Below are 16,616 nucleotides of genomic sequence, written 5' to 3' on the forward strand. Positions count from 1 at the left end.
AAGTAACTCATCAATATCGACGGTAACTTATTCTTATAAATAGCCTAAGAAGACAAGGAGTCTCTGATGGAATTCAATATAGACGACAAGATCGTTCAAGCCGCAGCCAAGGCGCCGAAAGTATTTGTGGATGCATCGATTGGCGATGGAGAGGATTTTAACCGGGAGACCGGGATTCAATTGACGGCAAAGCAGATTGTCAGCCTGAGGAAGTATGAAACCCTGGGGTTGTCGCTTCCTGTCCGGCTCCAGGATGTTAATGCGTACCTGAATTATGGCGCAGGAGATAACGGCGGTGTGGGACTTGCCGCGAGAGATTTTCTGCGCACATTCACAATGACGTATGACCATGCCAAGCGCTGGGCGCCCTTGCGCGAGAAAATAATGCTGACAGGCACGGACCTTAAAATATTCGGTGGCAGCATTATCAGGACTGGCAACGGCATTGTAGAGGTCTATGAGGATCTCAAGTCATCAAAGTACCTGGAAGAGCACAATATCAACACGCCAGAGGAGTATCAGAAACTTAAACTAAAGATTCCAAATCTTCCTGATCTTGGCTTGCCTGAAGGAGATGTTCCGGACATCAAGGCTTACCTCAATGACCTGCTGACAAAAATCAGGTTATGCCATGATAAGGCCGAGAGTGTAAGAACAGAGCTGGACAGCTTTGGCACTGATATGCGTACGCAAGTGCTGCCAGAAATAAAATTGCGCCTGGAGTTTGTTTCCAAAAATACGTATCAGGCTGATATTAAAATTTTACAAGGTGAAATTGATCAGCGCTCGAAAGAGATCGATGTACTCAATAAGCAATACGATCAATTGGTTCAAGAGGCGATCGCGGCGGCTGCCACTCTCAATATTGCAGGTTTGATTCTTGGAATTTATCAGGGCGTCAAGGCTGAAAACATACGCGTTGAACGCAATAGACTCAAGGAGGCGCAACTCGTCTCTAATCAACTCATGGCCAGTAAAAACCAGACATTGAGCTCGTTGAATAAGGTGCGTGATGATCTTCAGAACCTGAGCTACGTTGCGATCGAGGCTGAAGTAGCGACTCAAAATCTGATGCTGGTGTGGAATGCGTTGAGTACCTACATCGCCGCCTCAGTGCAAGAGATCGATCAGCTGGAGGAAGCGACTTCCTTGAGGCGCTTTAAAAATCAGATACTGAGTGTCATTGATCCATGGGAACAGATAAAAGCAAGTTCGGATCAGTTGTTGGGAGTGTTCGCGCAGGCGGATAAGGAATATGAAAGTGATCGTTTGATTGTTAAGGGTAGGGCACGCATGTATTCGCTATTTAATGTTTCGGAAACTCCAGGTTTCAATATGGCGGATCTGCGTGGGCATAATGCTGCGGTGCAAGAATCTTGCACCACTGCACTGATGCTCGTCGAACAATACGATTATTTGCCTGGCACTGTCCGGGCGATGAACAATTTGGCGATCACTATCAACAGAACAACGTCCGACCTGCGGAGCCAGGCCCAGACAACCACCATCAAGCTGGAGCGTTCGGGGAAAAAGCTGAAGGACTATCAGGCAGAGCTTGAGTATCCGGACGACGTGGAAGAGGTTCATGAAGATATGGAGGCGGAACTCAAAATTGTATTCAACACAATGTCCGCACACTCCGAAGATCTAAAAGTTGTCCACAAGAGCATCAGCTCTCCTTACGACAGAGCGGCCTCTGAAAAGTGGGTTACTACGCTGCAGCAGGATCGGACATTTGCTGAGGAACGCAAAACGTACGCCGAAGAAAAACTTGCTGAACTGACAGGGCAGATGAAGTCTGTTTCCGAAGCGATCGACTTGATCGGGAAAGCCGGAATTGAAAAAATCGGCCAAGAGGTGCAGCTGTCGCTGGATAATCTGCAAGCGCTGGGTCTGGCACCGCCACAGGTTCAAGTCGCATTATTGGCCATTGATACATTAAAAAAACTGATTTCCGGTATCGGTAAGGCTATTTCCTATCTCAACATGTTGGAGGCGTACAACCGGCTCAAGGAGAGAGCAGCCGATCTACGAGTGCAGTCGCAAAAATACGCCAAAGATCTAATCCAGATTGATGGCAAGATTCAATTGGTAAGAACGCTGGACAAGCTGGACGATAGCCGGGTGGCATATGTGAATGAACTGGCGGATCTGGTTGCCGATTTTGAACGGTTCTCCCGAGACTTTAATCAAGATAAATCCCTGCCCGTTGAATCTCGAACTGATACCGCGATTGCCCGGATTGCAGATGTTGTTAACTATATGAAAACTATTCATCAGGCGTAAGGAGTGGAGAAGGTGGGTTGTATACCCACCTCCTCCAACATGGAAGATGAGCACACTTGTCTATGAGTTTATCGCGGCGCAGCGGCGCGTGTTAGATCGTTACACCCAGTTCTTGAGTACGCTTCATCCTACTTTCAACACAATACCGGTTGTGTTTGAACGCCGAAGAAACAGTGGTCACCAACTGGCGGTTCTCGCCAGGGATTCTCGCTTGAGCAATGCCCCGTTTAATGAGCGATATCTGCAGGCGTTTTGGGGACGAACCGAAGAAACCCGGCTTTTATGCAGTGCTTATTTAGGCGATCTCAACACGTTTTCCCGCGAGTCCTTGGAAATAACCAGGCAGACGTCCAGGAACGAACCTATTGGTCAGGTGGACTTCAGGTTGTACAGTTTATCCCGCTCTCCGACTTGGAAGTTATTTCCACCACGTAATGTAAAGGATCTGCTTCATGAGTTGTTTCTTCGATTTGATGAACTGAGAGCTGCGGTACGACAACTGAAATACACGATCACAGAACTGTATAACGAGTCATTTGGACTGAAGTCGGTGTTCATCCGGGCGATGAACTATCAATCCTGTCTTTGCCATTCCCTGCCGACTGTGGCAGAGGAGTTGTTTCGCGAGGCTGGAACTACACCAGTCTGGGATATCACTTACCCTTCCAGAGACGCTTCAGTCAGGGCCGCCGCGTATAAGGCTGATATTGCACTGTTATTTGATGGGTTCGTTTCTGTGAACTCGAAAATGGGCCTGTTTATTGAAGAAATTTATCAGCGCGTGAATGAAACGATGAACGAACTCTTGAGAGCAAAGAATACGTCGAAACTCAGCGAGTTGAATTTCAAACTGGGTGCGACTGTCGAGGGCGTCCATGAATGTATGGCGATGATGAACCATTTTGAAGAATGGCTACGGAAATAAAAAAAGGCCCATTTTTACATGGGCCTTTTACGTCATGAGATCACTTACACGTAAAACGACTTCAGCGGCGGGAAGCCATTGAATTCAACCGCGCTGTAGCTGGTGGTGTACGCACCGGTCGACAGCCAGTACAAACGATCACCGATCGCCAGGTTCAGCGGCAAACCGTACTTGTAGTTTTCGTACATGATGTCGGCACTGTCGCAGGTAGGGCCGGCGATGACCACTTCTTCCATCTCGCCTTTCTTCTCGGTCCAGATCGGGAACTTGATGGCTTCGTCCATGGTTTCGATCAGGCCGGAGAACTTGCCCACATCCGTGTACACCCAGCGCTCTACCGCCGTGCGGGATTTACGCGCAACCAGTACCACTTCGCTGACCAGGATGCCGGCGTTGGCGATCAGCGAACGGCCAGGCTCGAGGATGATTTCCGGCAGGTCGTCACCGAAGTCTTCCTTGAGGAAGCGGATGATTTCTTCAGCGTAGGTTTCCAGGCTGTTGGTGCGGGTGATGTAGTTGGCCGGGAAGCCGCCGCCCATGTTGATCAGCTTGAGGTGGATGCCGTCTTCTTCTTTCAGGCGTTCGAAGATCACTTTGACCTTGGCGATCGCGGCGTCCCAGACGCTGATGTCGCGCTGTTGCGAGCCGACGTGGAACGAGATGCCGTAAGGCACCAGGCCCAGGTCGCGGGCGAGGATCAGCAGGTCCATGGCCATGTCGGTCTGGCAGCCGAATTTGCGCGACAAAGGCCAGTCAGCCGTGGTCGAGCCTTCGGTGAGGATGCGCACGTAGACTTTCGAACCCGGTGCAGCCTTGGCGATGTTGCGCAGGTCGGCTTCGGAATCGGTGGCGTACAGACGCACACCCTTCTCGTAGAAGTAGCGAATGTCCTTGGATTTCTTGATGGTGTTGCCGTAGCTGATGCGATCCGGGCCGACGCCCTGGTTCATCACTTTGTCGAGCTCGTAGATCGACGCGATGTCGAAGTTCGAACCTTTCTCTTTGAGCAGGTCGATGATTTCGACGGCCGGGTTGGCCTTGACCGCGTAGTAGACCTTGGCGAATTCGAAACCGGCGCGCAGGTCGTCATAGGCCTGGCTGATCATCGCGGTGTCGATCACCACGAACGGGGTTTCTTGTTTGTCGGCGAAGGCCTTCATTTTGTTGAAGGTATCGCGCGCGAAATAGTCTTCGACGTTGATCGACATGCTGGGAACTCCTACTGGCAAACAATAATTATCAATGGGTGCAAATGAACGTCCTCCGTATCCCCACTTTGGTTCGCCTACTTCCCAAGGCATGTCGCCGAAAGCAAAAAGGCCATGGGAAGCGGTGCTTTCCCTTGGCCTTGCTGTCTCGTCGTCAGTACTTGAGCCGGATGGATCGTTTCCAGCATGGACGTTCGGCGCGAACTTTAGGGCGTGAGGGGCTTGAGATCAACAAAAAATGTCGCGTTTTTGCACGCTTCCGTCGTGCGGTCCCGGACAGCTACTGATGTAACCGACCTGCATGACAGTGTGATGTTCCCCGAATGGGGACTTTTGGAGGGATAGGCATAGCTTTTGTGGCGAGGGGGCTTGCCCCCGTTCGGCTGCGCAGCAGTCGTAAAATCAGAACATGCGGTTTATCAGAACAACCGCGTGCTCTGGTTTCAGGACCGCTTCGCGCCCCAACGGGAGCAAGCTCCCTCGCCACAGGATCAGATCAGGCGACAGCAGTCTCGGCTGGCGAAACAATGCTGGTCTTGCCCCCACGTGACTTGCCGGAGCTCAAATACTCGGCAATCGACTCTTGAGTCACTTCCCCAAGGAACACCCGCTCGGCATCCATCACCGGCAGCCAAGAACGGTTGAACTCGTACATGCGCGACAGCAGGATGCGCAAATGCTCGTCAAACGCCGCCGTAGCGTTGAACTCACGCAGATACTGCGCGCAAGTCCCGGTTTGACGGTGCAGGTCGCGCCGACGCACGTAGCCCAGAGCCTTGTTGTCCGCACAGGTGACCACGACATAACGACGGTCGAGTTCATCCATCAACTCCAGCGCTTCAGCCACCGGCGTTTCCGGGCTCACCGATGGTGCGTTGTCCGCCGCGTCCTCGGCTTTCACCAGCAACAGGCGCTTGAGCGTGCTGTCCTGGCCGACGAAGTTGCTGACGAACTCATCCGCCGGGTGCGCCAGCAGCGTGTCCGGGTGATCGATCTGCAGCAGCTTGCCGGCGCGGAAAATCGCAATCTTGTCGCCCAGCTTGATCGCTTCGTCGATGTCATGGCTGACCATGATCACGGTCTTGTTCAGCGCACGCTGCATCTCGAAGAACTCGTTCTGGATCATCTCGCGGTTGATCGGGTCGACCGCGCCGAACGGTTCATCCATCAACAACAACGGCGCATCCGCCGCCAGCGCACGAATCACGCCGATCCGCTGCTGCTGACCGCCCGACAACTCGCGCGGATAACGATTGAGGTACTGCTTGGGTTCGAGCTTGATCATGCTCATCAACTCGCGGGCGCGGTCGTGGCATTTCTGTTTGTCCCAGCCCAGCAGGCGCGGAACGATGGTGATGTTTTCCTCGATGGTCATGTTCGGGAACAGACCGATCTGCTGGATCACATAACCGATGTTGCGACGCAGGGTTACTGCATCGAGGTCGGTGGTGTCTTCGCCGTTGATCAGGATCTTGCCGGAGGTCGGCTTGATCAGGCGGTTGATCATCTTCAGCGTGGTGCTTTTGCCGCAGCCCGATGGCCCGAGGAACACACAGATTTCGCCTTCATTGACGGTCAGGCTTACCGAGTCCACGGCTTTCACATCTTTGCCGTTGCTTTGGAAGGTCTTGCTGAGGTTTTGAAGTTCGATCATTTCAGGAGTCCTTTTGGAGTCAGCGTGCGTTGCAGCCATTGCAGAAGCAGGTCGGCGAAGATGGCCAGGAGACTGACCAGCACGGCGCCGACGATCAGCATCGACATGTCGCTGCGGCTGATGGAAGCGAGAATGAGTACCCCGAGGCCACCGGCGCCGATGGTCGCGGCGATGGTCATGACACCAATGTTCATGACCACGGCCGTGCGCACGCCGGCGAGGATCACCGGCACTGCAATCGGCAGTTCAACCATGCGCAGGCGCTGGCCGAAGGTCATGCCGATGCCGCGCGCGGCTTCGCGAATACCGGGTTCGACGCCGGTGAGGGCGAGGTAGGTGTTACGCATGATCGGCAGCAGCGAGTACAGAAACACTGCCGTGATCGCCGGCATCGGACCGAGGCCCTGGCCGAATTTGGAGTAGAACGGCAGCAGCAGGCCGAACAACGCAATCGACGGCACGGTCAGCAGCACGGTGGCGCTGGCCTGCAAGGGACCGGCGAGCGTCGGGAAACGCGTCATCAGGATGCCCAACGGCACGCCGACCACGATTGCCAACGTCACGGCGATGCCGACGAGGGTGATGTGTTGCCAGGTCAGGTGCAGCACCAATGGCCAGTCGAGATGGGAAAAGGCGTTCAGAAATTCCATGTCTTTTCCTCCTTATTTGATGGGATGTTGGCGCAGGAAATCGGCGGCAACGGATGACGGACTTTCGTGATCGACATCGACCCGCGCGTTGAGCTGGCGCATGGTTTCGTCGTCGAACAGTTCGGCCAGCGGCTTGAGTTCTTCGGCGAGTTTCGGATGGGCGTCGAGGTAAACCTGACGCACTACCGGCGCGGCGGTGTAGTCGGGGAAGTAGTGCTTGTCGTCTTCGAGCAGTTTGAGCTTGAAGGCGTTCAATCGACCGTCAGTGGTGTAGACCAGACCGGCAAACACCTGGCCATTGCGCAGGGCGGTGTAGACCAAACCAGCATCCATCTGCCGGATGTTTTTGCGCGTCAGGTTCATGCCGTACAGGTCGACCATGCCGTCCAGACCGTCGGAACGGTTGGCGAATTCGGTGTCCAGTGCCACCAGATGATTGTCCTTTTGCTCAGCCTGCAACACCGTGTTCAGCTCGCTGATGCTGTTGATTTGCGGATAGGCTTTCGCGGTTTTTTCCGGCAGGGCCAGGGCGTAGGTGTTGCTGAATTTCGACGGGGTCAGCCAGACGAGGCCTTTTTTCGCGTCGAGTTCTTTCACCTTGGCGTAGGACTGGGCGCTGTCGAGTTTTTCCGTGATGTGGTTGTAAGCCACCAGCGACACGCCGGTGTATTCCCACATCAAATCCAGCTGGCCACTTTCGTGGGCGCTGCGAGCGAGGTTGCTGCCCAGGCCGCCGGTCACCTGGGTGTCATAACCCTTGGTGCGCAGGTATTGGGAGGTGATTTCCGCGAGCAGGGTTTGTTCGGTGAACACCCGGGCGCCGATGCGGATTACCGGTTTTTCAGCGGCTTGGGCAAATCCTGCGAACAGCAGGGCGCAGCCTAGAAATAAGCATACTTTTTTCATTTTGATTCCTTTGCCGAGGCTTAAGACGGGCGCAAGCCGCGTTCGAGCCAGAGGCGGCTGGCGAGTGTCACCAGACCGTCGAGCAGCAAGGCCAGCAGGGCGGTGCAGGCCGCGCCGAGCAGCAGTTGCGGCTGATTGTTCAGGGCGATGCCGGGGAAAATCAGGCTGCCCAGGCTGTTGGCGCCGATGAGGAATGCCAGCGGAGCCGTCCCGACGTTGATCGCCAGCGCCACGCGCACGCCACCGACGATGATCGGTACCGCGTTCGGCAGTTCAACCCGCCACAGCACCTGAGTCGGGGTCATGCCGATGCCGACGGCGGCTTCTTTCAGTGAACCCTGAACGTTTTTCAGGCCTTCATAGGTGTTGCGCACAATCGGCAACAGCGAGGCGAGGAACAGGGCGAAGATCGCAGGGCCGCTGCCGATGCCCAGAATCCCCAGGGCGATGGCCAGTACGGCGAGAGGCGGCACGGTGTTGCCGATGTTGAAGATCTGCATGAAGCGCTCAGCTCGGTCCACCATGGACGGACGGCTGAGGAAGATACCGGCGGGGATGCCCACAACAAGGGCGGCCAGCATGGAAACAAGGACGAGAATCAGATGAGCTTGCAGGTAAAACAACAAATCGTCGCGGTAATGTTCGATCGTGTTGATGCCAATCCAATGGACCAGCAGGGCCAGGAGGGCGACGACAACCGCACCTCCTATCAGCCCCTTGCCATAGCGAATAGCCACAGGCGGACTCCTTTTTTCTTTGTCGGCGAACGCAGTCCCGAGTGGCAATGCCATTGCTGGCTGCCGGGATTATCAACGTTCGCGAGAAGCAGCTCTTCATGCTGATGAAACCGCATGAGATCGAGCCATAAGCGCAGCCTCGTCAGGCCAACTTGCTGATTTTTCAGCCCCTGGTACGAGTGCCGTAACAGGGGAGTGGACGTCTGCACCTTTTAAAAGGTTCCATAATTAACAGCATTTAGCCACCCTTGATGTCCCTGCGAGTTGGTCAATCGTCGTTGGCGACAGGGCGAGCGGTGGTCCGTAAGGCTCGGTTTGCGCTATACTCGCCGCCCTTTTTTGAATCACCTGCCAGGCGATTTCCCATGACCAAACAGGCCGCCGAAGTCGCGAAACGCCGCACTTTCGCCATTATTTCCCACCCCGATGCCGGTAAAACCACCATCACCGAGAAGCTCTTGCTGATGGGCAAGGCGATTGCGATTGCGGGCACGGTGAAGTCTCGCAAGTCCGACCGCCATGCCACCTCCGACTGGATGGAAATGGAAAAGCAGCGTGGTATCTCGATTACCACGTCGGTCATGCAGTTCCCGTATCGCGACCACATGATCAACCTGCTCGACACCCCGGGCCACGAAGACTTCTCCGAAGACACCTACCGCACCCTGACGGCGGTGGACTCGGCCTTGATGGTTCTCGACGGCGGTAAGGGTGTAGAGCCGCGGACCATCGCGCTGATGGACGTTTGCCGTCTGCGTGACACGCCGATTGTCAGCTTCATCAACAAACTCGACCGTGACATCCGCGACCCGATCGAACTGCTCGACGAGATCGAAGCGGTCCTGAAGATCAAGGCAGCGCCGATCACCTGGCCGATCGGTTGCTATCGCGACTTCAAGGGCGTGTACCACCTCGCCGACGACTACATCATCGTGTACACCGCCGGTCACGGCCACGAACGTACCGATGTGAAGATCATCGAGAAGCTCGATTCCGATGAAGCGCGCGCGCATTTGGGCGATGAATACGATCGCTTCGTCGATCAGCTGGAGCTGGTGCAGGGGGCCTGCCACGAGTTCAACCAGCAGGAATTCCTCGACGGCCAACTGACGCCGGTGTTCTTCGGTACTGCATTGGGTAACTTCGGTGTCGATCACGTGCTCGACGCCGTGGTCAACTGGGCGCCGAAACCGCTGGCCCGTGTGGCCAACGAGCGCACCGTGGAACCGGTTGAAGAGAAATTTGCCGGTTTCGTGTTCAAGATCCAGGCGAACATGGACCCGAAACACCGCGACCGTATCGCCTTCATGCGTATCTGCTCCGGCAAGTACGAAAAAGGCATGAAGATGCGCCACGTGCGCACCGGCAAGGACGTACGGATCGGCGACGCGCTGACCTTCTTCTCCTCCGAGCGTGAGCAGCTGGAAGAAGCGTTTGCCGGCGACATCATCGGTTTGCACAACCACGGCACCATCCAGATCGGCGACACCTTCACCGAAGGCGAAACCTTGGGCTTCACCGGCATCCCGCACTTCGCCCCGGAACTGTTCCGTCGCGTACGCCTGCGTGATCCGCTGAAATCCAAGCAACTGCGTCAAGGGTTGCAGCAGTTGGCGGAAGAGGGCGCGACCCAGGTGTTCTTTCCCGAGCGCAGCAACGACATCATCCTCGGCGCCGTCGGGGTGCTGCAGTTCGATGTGGTCGCCAGCCGCTTGAAAGAGGAATACAAGGTTGAGTGCTCGTACGAGCCGATCACCGTTTATTCCGCGCGCTGGATCGATTGCAGCGACAAGAAGAAGCTTGAGGAATTCTCCAACAAGGCCGTGGAAAACCTCGCGATCGACGGCGGTGGTCACCTGACCTACCTGGCCCCGACCCGGGTCAACCTGGCACTGATGGAAGAGCGCTGGCCGGACGTGAAATTCCGTGCGACACGTGAGCATCACTAAGCGCTGAGTAGAAACACCCAAAACCCCGTTGCGAAAGCTGCGGGGTTTTTTATTGCTGACTCGGTCTAGTGTGGGAGCGGGCTTGCTCGCGAAGGCGGAAGTTCATTCATTATGGATTTTGACTGACCTGACGCCTTCGCGAGCAAGCCCGCTCCCACACTGGACCGAGTCAAGATTCTAAATAACTGTTCGCCATAACTGTTATTCAAAACCAATCTGCCGAACACGGGCATTTCCGGCCCACCGTTAGCGTCCTATCTGGTGAACCACGCTGATCGGAACTAGATTTCATTCAGCGCCAGTCAGGCACCCAAGCGTCACCCAAAAAGGATGGATTCGGCTATGAGCATTTTTCAACGCATTGTGCTGTTGCTTAAGGTTTTAGTGATGTTGTCCGTGGGCATGTCAGCGGCGTGGGCGGAGTGCCCCGAGCATGGCGAGCAGGTGTCGAGCGGGCAGGTTGTACATGCCGCAATGATGATCGCCAAATCCGAATCAGAGCCTGGGGACGAAGATCAGGGCGGTAGCAAGGACGATGACGATTCGACCACTGAAGAGCCTGACACCGATGAGGATGAAGGGGACAGCCAGACTTGATCGGCAGGCAAAAGAAAACCCCTTCTACTCCAACAGATGCGCAGTCGTCGTAGAAGAGGTCCGGTATTAATGTGGGAGCAAATCTGCTCCCACATTTCTTTACGCCGCGCCGTCGAGGAATTGCTCGGCGTAGTGGCAAGCCACCTGGCGGATATCGAGAGGGCGCAGGGCTGGCTCTTCGGTGCTGCAGCGCTCGGTGGCGTATGGGCAGCGCTTGTGGAAAGCGCAACCCGACGGCGGGTTCAACGGGTTAGGCAACTCGCCGACGATCTTGATTTTCGGCTTGTTCGGGTCCGGGTGAATGGTCGGTGTGGCCGACAGCAGTGCCTGGGTGTACGGGTGCAGCGGACGCTCGTAGATGTCGTTCTTCGGACCCATTTCCACCGGGCGACCGAGGTACATCACCATCACGTCATCGGCAACGTGTTGAACCACTGCCAGGTTGTGCGAGATGAACACGTAGGCGGTGTTGAACTCTTGCTGCAAATCCATGAACAGGTTCAGCACCTGCGCCTGAATCGACACGTCCAGCGCCGAGGTCGGTTCGTCCGCTACCAACACTTTAGGCTGCAGCATCATCGCGCGAGCCAAAGCGATCCGCTGGCGCTGACCGCCGGAGAACATGTGCGGATAACGCTGGTAGTGCTCGGGACGCAAGCCCACCTGCTTCATCATCGCCTGGACTTTCTCGCGACGTTCGGCCGCCGACAGATTGGTGTTGATCAGCAGCGGTTCGCCGAGCTGATCACCGACTTTCTGCCGAGGGTTGAGCGAAGCGTACGGGCTCTGGAACACCATCTGCACGTCTTTGCGCAGTTGCTTGCGCTGGGCCTTGTCGGCACCGGCGACTTCCTGGCCGGCGATTTTCAAGGAGCCCGAGGACGGCTCTTCGATCAGGGTCAACGCACGGGCCAGGGTGGATTTGCCGCAGCCCGATTCACCGACGACGGCGAGGGTCTTGCCGGCGTGCAGTTCAAACGACACACCGTTGAGGGCACGCACGGTCGCGTGACCCTTGAACAGGCCGCGGGACACTTCGTAGTGACGAGTCAGGTCGCGGGCGGTAAGTACGACGGCCATTACGCCACCTCCTGATTAAGCGGGTAGAAGCAGCGGGCGAGGCTGTGGCTTTTCGGGTCCAGGGCCGGGCGCGTGGCGCGGCAGCTGTCTTGCACATACGGGCAACGCGGCGACAGCAGGCAACCCTGCGGACGGTCGTAGCGACCGGGAACGATGCCCGGCAGGGTCGACAGGCGTGTGGCGCCCAGGCTGTGTTCCGGGATCGCCTTGAGCAATGCTTCGCTGTACGGGTGCGCCGGAATGTCGAACAGCTGCGGCACCTGACCGACTTCAACCGCTTGACCGGCGTACATCACGCACACGCGCTGGGCGGTTTCAGCCACGACCGCGAGGTCGTGAGTGATCAGCACCAGGCCCATGTTCTGCTCTTTCTGCAACGCCAGCAGCAGGTCCATGATCTGCGCCTGAATCGTTACGTCCAGTGCCGTGGTCGGTTCGTCAGCGATCAGCAGTTTCGGTTCGCCGGCAATCGCCATGGCGATCGCAACACGCTGGCTCATACCGCCGGACAGTTGGTGCGGGTAGGCGTCCATACGGCTCGCGGCGCCCGGGATTTCGACTTTTTCCAGCAGCTCGATGGCACGCTTGCGCGCTTGCTTGCCGGACATTTTCAGGTGCAGGCGCAGCACTTCTTCGATCTGGAAACCGACGGTGTAGCTCGGGTTCAGCGCGGTCATCGGGTCCTGGAAGACCATGGCCAGGTCTTTGCCGACGATTTGTCGACGCTGACGGTTGCTGAGCTTGAGCATGTTCTTGCCGTCGAAATTCAGGGCGTCGGCAGTGACGATCCCCGGATGTTCGATCAGGCCCATCAGCGCCATCATGGTCACGGATTTACCCGAGCCCGACTCGCCAACGATGGCCAGGACTTCGCCTTTTTCCACGGTAATGTCGAGCCCGTCGACCACCGGAACGGCGTTCTTGTCGCCGAAGCGAACGTTGAGATTCTTGATTTCTAACAGTGACATTTGAATCTCCTCAGGCGGCGTTCTTGAGTTTCGGGTCCAGCGCATCGCGCAGGCCGTCGCCCATCAAGTTGATTGCCAGCACGCTGAGCAAAATGGTCAAACCAGGCAGGCTTACCACCCACCAGGCGCGTTCGATGTAGTCGCGAGCCGAAGCCAGCATGGTGCCCCACTCAGGGGTTGGCGGTTGAACGCCAAGGCCGAGGAAGCCCAGTGCGGCGGCATCGAGAATCGCCGAGGAGAAGCTCAAGGTGGCCTGAACGATCAGCGGCGCCATGCAGTTTGGCAGCACGGTGATGAACATCAGGCGCGGCAGCGTGGCACCGGCCAGGCGCGCAGCGGTCACGTAGTCGCGGTTCAGCTCGCCCATCACCGCGGCGCGGGTCAGACGAACATAGGACGGAAGGGACACCACGGCGATCGCGATCACGGTGTTGATCAGGCCAGGGCCGAGGATGGCGACAATCGCCACGGCCAGCAGCAGGGACGGCAGGGCCAGCATGATGTCCATCAGACGCATGATGGTCGGGCCGAGCAGGCGCGGGAAGAAACCGGCGAACAGGCCCAGGAGGATCCCCGGAATCAGCGACATCACCACCGACGACAAGCCGATCATCAAGGACAGGCGCGAACCGGTGATCAGGCGCGACAGCAGGTCGCGACCCAGTTCATCGGTGCCGAGCAGGAACTGGATCTGCCCACCTTCCAGCCAGGCTGGCGGGGTCAGCAGGAAGTCACGGTATTGCTCGCTCGGGTTATGCGGGGCAACCCACGGCGCGAAGATCGCGCAGAAAATCACCAGCAACATGAACATCAGGCCGGCGACGGCGCCCTTGTTGCGGGAAAACGCGTGCCAGAATTCTTTGTACGGGGACGGATACAGCAGACTTTGATCGACTGCGGCCGCTGGAATTGGAGTGGTCATGGTCATGATCTCAGCGCTGGTGACGGATGCGTGGGTTGGCAAAGCCGTAGAGGATGTCCACTACGAAGTTGACCACAATCACCAGGCAGGCGATTAACAGGATGCCGTTTTGCACGACTGGATAGTCTCGGGCGCCAATGGCTTCGATCAGCCATTTGCCGATGCCGGGCCACGAGAAGATGGTTTCGGTCAGGACCGCACCGGCCAGCAATGTACCGACTTGCAGGCCGACCACGGTCAGGACCGGAATCAGCGCGTTGCGCAGGCCGTGCACGAACACCACGCGAGAAGGCGACAGGCCTTTGGCGCGGGCGGTACGGATGTAGTCTTCACGCAGCACTTCCAGCATCGAAGAACGGGTCATCCGCGCAATAACGGCCAGCGGGATGGTACCCAGCACGATGGCCGGCAGGATCAGGTGATGCAGGGCATCGAGGAACGCACCGACGTCATCGGCCAGCAGCGTGTCGATGAGCATGAAGCCGGTGCGCGGCTCGATGTCATAGAGCAGGTCGATCCGCCCGGACACCGGGGTCCAGCCCAGGCTCACCGAGAAGAACATGATCAGGATCAGGCCCCACCAGAAGATCGGCATCGAATATCCCGCCAGGGAGATGCCCATCACCCCATGGTCGAACAGGGATCCTCGCTTGAGTGCCGCAATCACCCCGGCCAAGAGGCCCAGGATGCCGGCGAACAGCAGGGCGGCCATGGACAGTTCCAGGGTCGCGGGGAATAGAGAGGTGAATTCGCTCCACACGCTTTCACGGGTACGCAGCGATTCGCCGAGGTCGCCGTGAGCCAGTTTGCCGATGTAGTCAATGTATTGGGCATACAACGGCTTGTTCAGACCAAGGCGTTCCATTGCCTGAGCATGCATTTCGGGGTCGACTCGACGTTCGCCCATCATTACTTCCACGGGGTCGCCTGGAATCATGCGAATCAACGCGAAAGTCAGCAAGGTGATGCCGAAGAACGTGGGGATCAATAACCCCAATCGGCGGGCAATAAAACTAAACATCTTGTGGTGTACCTCATCAGCCGGTTAGGCGTGCCTGGTGTCCCTGGAGTCAGGGACACCGGGAGTTTTCTTATTTACTTCACCTGGGTGGTGGCGAAGTTATTCGTGGTAAGCGGGCTAATGTGATAGCCCTCTACGTTGTTGCGCATTGCAGTAAACATACGGGTGTGCGCCATGCTGATCCATGGCTGGTCCTGATTGAAAACCTCCTGGGCTTGCTCGTAGAGCGCTGCACGTTCCGTCGGGTTCACTTTAGCTCGGGCTTCATCGATCAGCGTCTGGAATTTCTCGTTGCACCAGCGCGCGTAGTTTTCGCCGTTCTTGGCTGCTTCGCAACTCAGCATAGGCGTCAGGAAGTTATCCGGATCGCCGTTATCACCCGCCCATCCGGCGGAAACCATGTCGTGCTCGCCGTTTTTCGCACGTTTGAGCATTTCGCCCCATTCCATGACGCGAATGTCGATCTTGATGCCGACCTTGGCCAGGTCAGCCTGCATCATCTGCGCACCGAGCATCGGGTTCGGGTTGGTCGGCCCGCCGCCGTTACGGGTGAACAGTGTAAACGTTGTGCCTTCCGGTACGCCTGCTTCCTTGAGCAAGGCGCGGGCCTTGTCGAGGTCACGCGGCGGGTTGGTCAGTTTGTGGTTGTAGCCCAGCAGGGTGTCCGGGTACGGGTTGACCGCCACCGTCGCATTGCCTTTGCCGAACAGCGCGTTGACATAAGCGGCCTTGTCGAACGCGATGTCGATGGCTTTGCGCACGCGCACATCGCTCATGTATTTGTGCGAGGTGTTCATCGCGATGTAGGAAACGGTCATCGCGTTCAGCTCATCAACCTTGAGGTTGGTGTCTTTCTTGATGCTCGGGATGTCATCCGGTTTCGGGTACAGCGCGATCTGGCACTCGTTGGCCTTGAGCTTTTGCAGGCGCACATTGTTGTCAGTGGCAATCGCCAGGATCAACGCGTCAGCCGGTGGCTTGCCACGGAAGTACTCCGGGTTGGCCTTGAAGCGAACCTGAGCGTCCTTGTTGTAGCGCTGGAACACGAACGGGCCGGTGCCGATCGGCTTGTTGTTCAGGTCGCCGGCCTTGTTCGCCTTGAGCAACTGGTCGGCGTATTCGGCCGAGTAGATCGAGGAGAAGGCCATGGCGATGTCGGCCAGGAACGGCGCTTCACGACGGGTCAGGGTGAACTTGACCGTGTTGTCGTCGACTTTCTCGACGCTTTTGAGCAGTTCCTTGAAGCCCATGCTTTCAAAGTACGGGAAACCCACGCTCGACAGTTTGTGCCATGGGTGGTTCGGGTCCAGCTGACGCTGGAAGCTCCAGACCACGTCGTCGGCGTTCATGTCGCGCGTCGGCTTGAAGTAATCGGTGGTGTGAAACTTGACGCCTTTGCGCAGGTGGAACGTGTAGCTCAGACCGTCTTCGCTGATGTCCCAGGAATCGGCCAGTGCCGGAATCACTTCCGTGGTGCCCGGCTTGAAGTCCGCCAGACGGTTGAAGATCGTTTCAGCCACGGCGTCGGCTGTGACTGCAGTCGTGTACTGGACCATATCGAAGCCTTCCGGACTGGCTTCGGTGCAGACCACCAGGGGTTTGGCGGCGACGCCAACAGCGACACTCAGCAACGCGGCAGCGATGGCCGCACGTAGGGGAAGCATTTTCATCAAGAACCCTCTGCAATCAGTTAAAGGACTAATGCCCAACGGT

14 protein-coding genes are annotated in these 16,616 nt (G+C 56.9%); 4 read left to right on the forward strand and 10 right to left on the reverse strand.

Annotation, left to right across the window (positions count from 1 at the left end):
• Nucleotides 1-66: 66 nt before the first annotated feature.
• Together BK660_RS23260 and BK660_RS23265 are read left to right on the forward strand one after the other, a co-directional pair.
• Nucleotides 67-2,286 (forward strand): alpha-xenorhabdolysin family binary toxin subunit A, encoded by a 2,220-nt coding sequence (locus tag BK660_RS23260; RefSeq protein WP_123435277.1) that lies wholly within the window; start codon nucleotides 67-69, stop codon nucleotides 2,284-2,286.
• 46 nt (nucleotides 2,287-2,332) lie between these two features.
• Nucleotides 2,333-3,211 (forward strand): hypothetical protein, encoded by an 879-nt coding sequence (locus BK660_RS23265; protein WP_123435278.1) that lies wholly within the window; start codon nucleotides 2,333-2,335, stop codon nucleotides 3,209-3,211.
• 44 nt (nucleotides 3,212-3,255) lie between these two features.
• Here the strand turns inward: BK660_RS23265 and BK660_RS23270 are convergent, their stop codons facing one another.
• The 5 genes from BK660_RS23270 to BK660_RS23290 all read right to left on the reverse strand — a co-directional run bounded on the left by BK660_RS23270 (nucleotide 3,256) and on the right by BK660_RS23290 (nucleotide 8,366).
• Complete coding sequence (locus BK660_RS23270) at nucleotides 3,256-4,419, reverse strand: type III PLP-dependent enzyme (protein ID WP_027924486.1); 1,164 nt, start codon at nucleotides 4,417-4,419, stop codon at nucleotides 3,256-3,258.
• Between the two features lie 496 nt (nucleotides 4,420-4,915).
• Entirely contained in the window at nucleotides 4,916-6,073 is a 1,158-nt protein-coding gene (locus tag BK660_RS23275; protein ID WP_123435279.1) for an osmoprotectant ABC transporter ATP-binding protein OsmV, read from the reverse strand.
• Nucleotides 6,070-6,723: an ABC transporter permease gene (locus tag BK660_RS23280; RefSeq protein WP_123435280.1), complete on the reverse strand. Its 654-nt coding sequence runs from the start codon at nucleotides 6,721-6,723 to the stop codon at nucleotides 6,070-6,072. The genes BK660_RS23275 and BK660_RS23280 overlap by 4 nt, the downstream gene beginning before the upstream one ends.
• A 12-nt stretch (nucleotides 6,724-6,735) precedes the next feature.
• Entirely contained in the window at nucleotides 6,736-7,629 is an 894-nt protein-coding gene (locus BK660_RS23285; protein WP_123435281.1) for a glycine betaine ABC transporter substrate-binding protein, read from the reverse strand.
• Nucleotides 7,630-7,649: 20 nt separating this feature from the next.
• Nucleotides 7,650-8,366, reverse strand: a complete 717-nt coding sequence (locus tag BK660_RS23290) for an ABC transporter permease (protein WP_123435282.1) — start codon at nucleotides 8,364-8,366, stop codon at nucleotides 7,650-7,652.
• Nucleotides 8,367-8,731: 365 nt separating this feature from the next.
• On the opposite strand from BK660_RS23290, the gene BK660_RS23295 reads away from it, so the two are divergent.
• Nucleotides 8,732-10,315, forward strand: a complete 1,584-nt coding sequence (locus BK660_RS23295) for a peptide chain release factor 3 (protein WP_123435283.1) — start codon at nucleotides 8,732-8,734, stop codon at nucleotides 10,313-10,315.
• Nucleotides 10,316-10,657: 342 nt separating this feature from the next.
• A complete protein-coding gene (locus BK660_RS23305) occupies nucleotides 10,658-10,912 on the forward strand; it encodes a hypothetical protein (protein WP_123435284.1) in 255 nt (84 codons plus the stop codon).
• 99 nt (nucleotides 10,913-11,011) lie between these two features.
• On the opposite strand, the gene BK660_RS23310 is transcribed toward BK660_RS23305, so the two are convergent.
• From BK660_RS23310 to BK660_RS23330, 5 genes are all read right to left on the reverse strand, one after another.
• Complete coding sequence (locus BK660_RS23310) at nucleotides 11,012-11,992, reverse strand: peptide ABC transporter ATP-binding protein (RefSeq protein WP_123435285.1); 981 nt, start codon at nucleotides 11,990-11,992, stop codon at nucleotides 11,012-11,014.
• The gene (locus BK660_RS23315; protein ID WP_027924492.1) at nucleotides 11,992-12,960 is read right to left on the reverse strand and encodes an ABC transporter ATP-binding protein; all 969 of its coding nucleotides are present in this window, start codon (nucleotides 12,958-12,960) and stop codon (nucleotides 11,992-11,994) included. The genes BK660_RS23310 and BK660_RS23315 overlap by 1 nt, the downstream gene beginning before the upstream one ends.
• Nucleotides 12,961-12,970: 10 nt before the next feature.
• Nucleotides 12,971-13,882: an ABC transporter permease subunit gene (locus tag BK660_RS23320; RefSeq protein WP_123435381.1), complete on the reverse strand. Its 912-nt coding sequence runs from the start codon at nucleotides 13,880-13,882 to the stop codon at nucleotides 12,971-12,973.
• Nucleotides 13,883-13,892: 10 nt separating this feature from the next.
• On the reverse strand, nucleotides 13,893-14,903 hold the full coding sequence (locus BK660_RS23325; RefSeq protein WP_123435286.1) for an ABC transporter permease subunit: 1,011 nt from the start codon (nucleotides 14,901-14,903) through the stop codon (nucleotides 13,893-13,895).
• A 74-nt stretch (nucleotides 14,904-14,977) separates the two neighbouring features.
• Entirely contained in the window at nucleotides 14,978-16,573 is a 1,596-nt protein-coding gene (locus tag BK660_RS23330) for an ABC transporter substrate-binding protein (protein ID WP_123435287.1), read from the reverse strand.
• Nucleotides 16,574-16,616 lie beyond the last annotated feature (43 nt).

Source organism: Pseudomonas brassicacearum (genome assembly GCF_003732265.1).
In the GTDB taxonomy this organism is placed as follows: domain Bacteria; phylum Pseudomonadota; class Gammaproteobacteria; order Pseudomonadales; family Pseudomonadaceae; genus Aquipseudomonas; species Aquipseudomonas brassicacearum_D.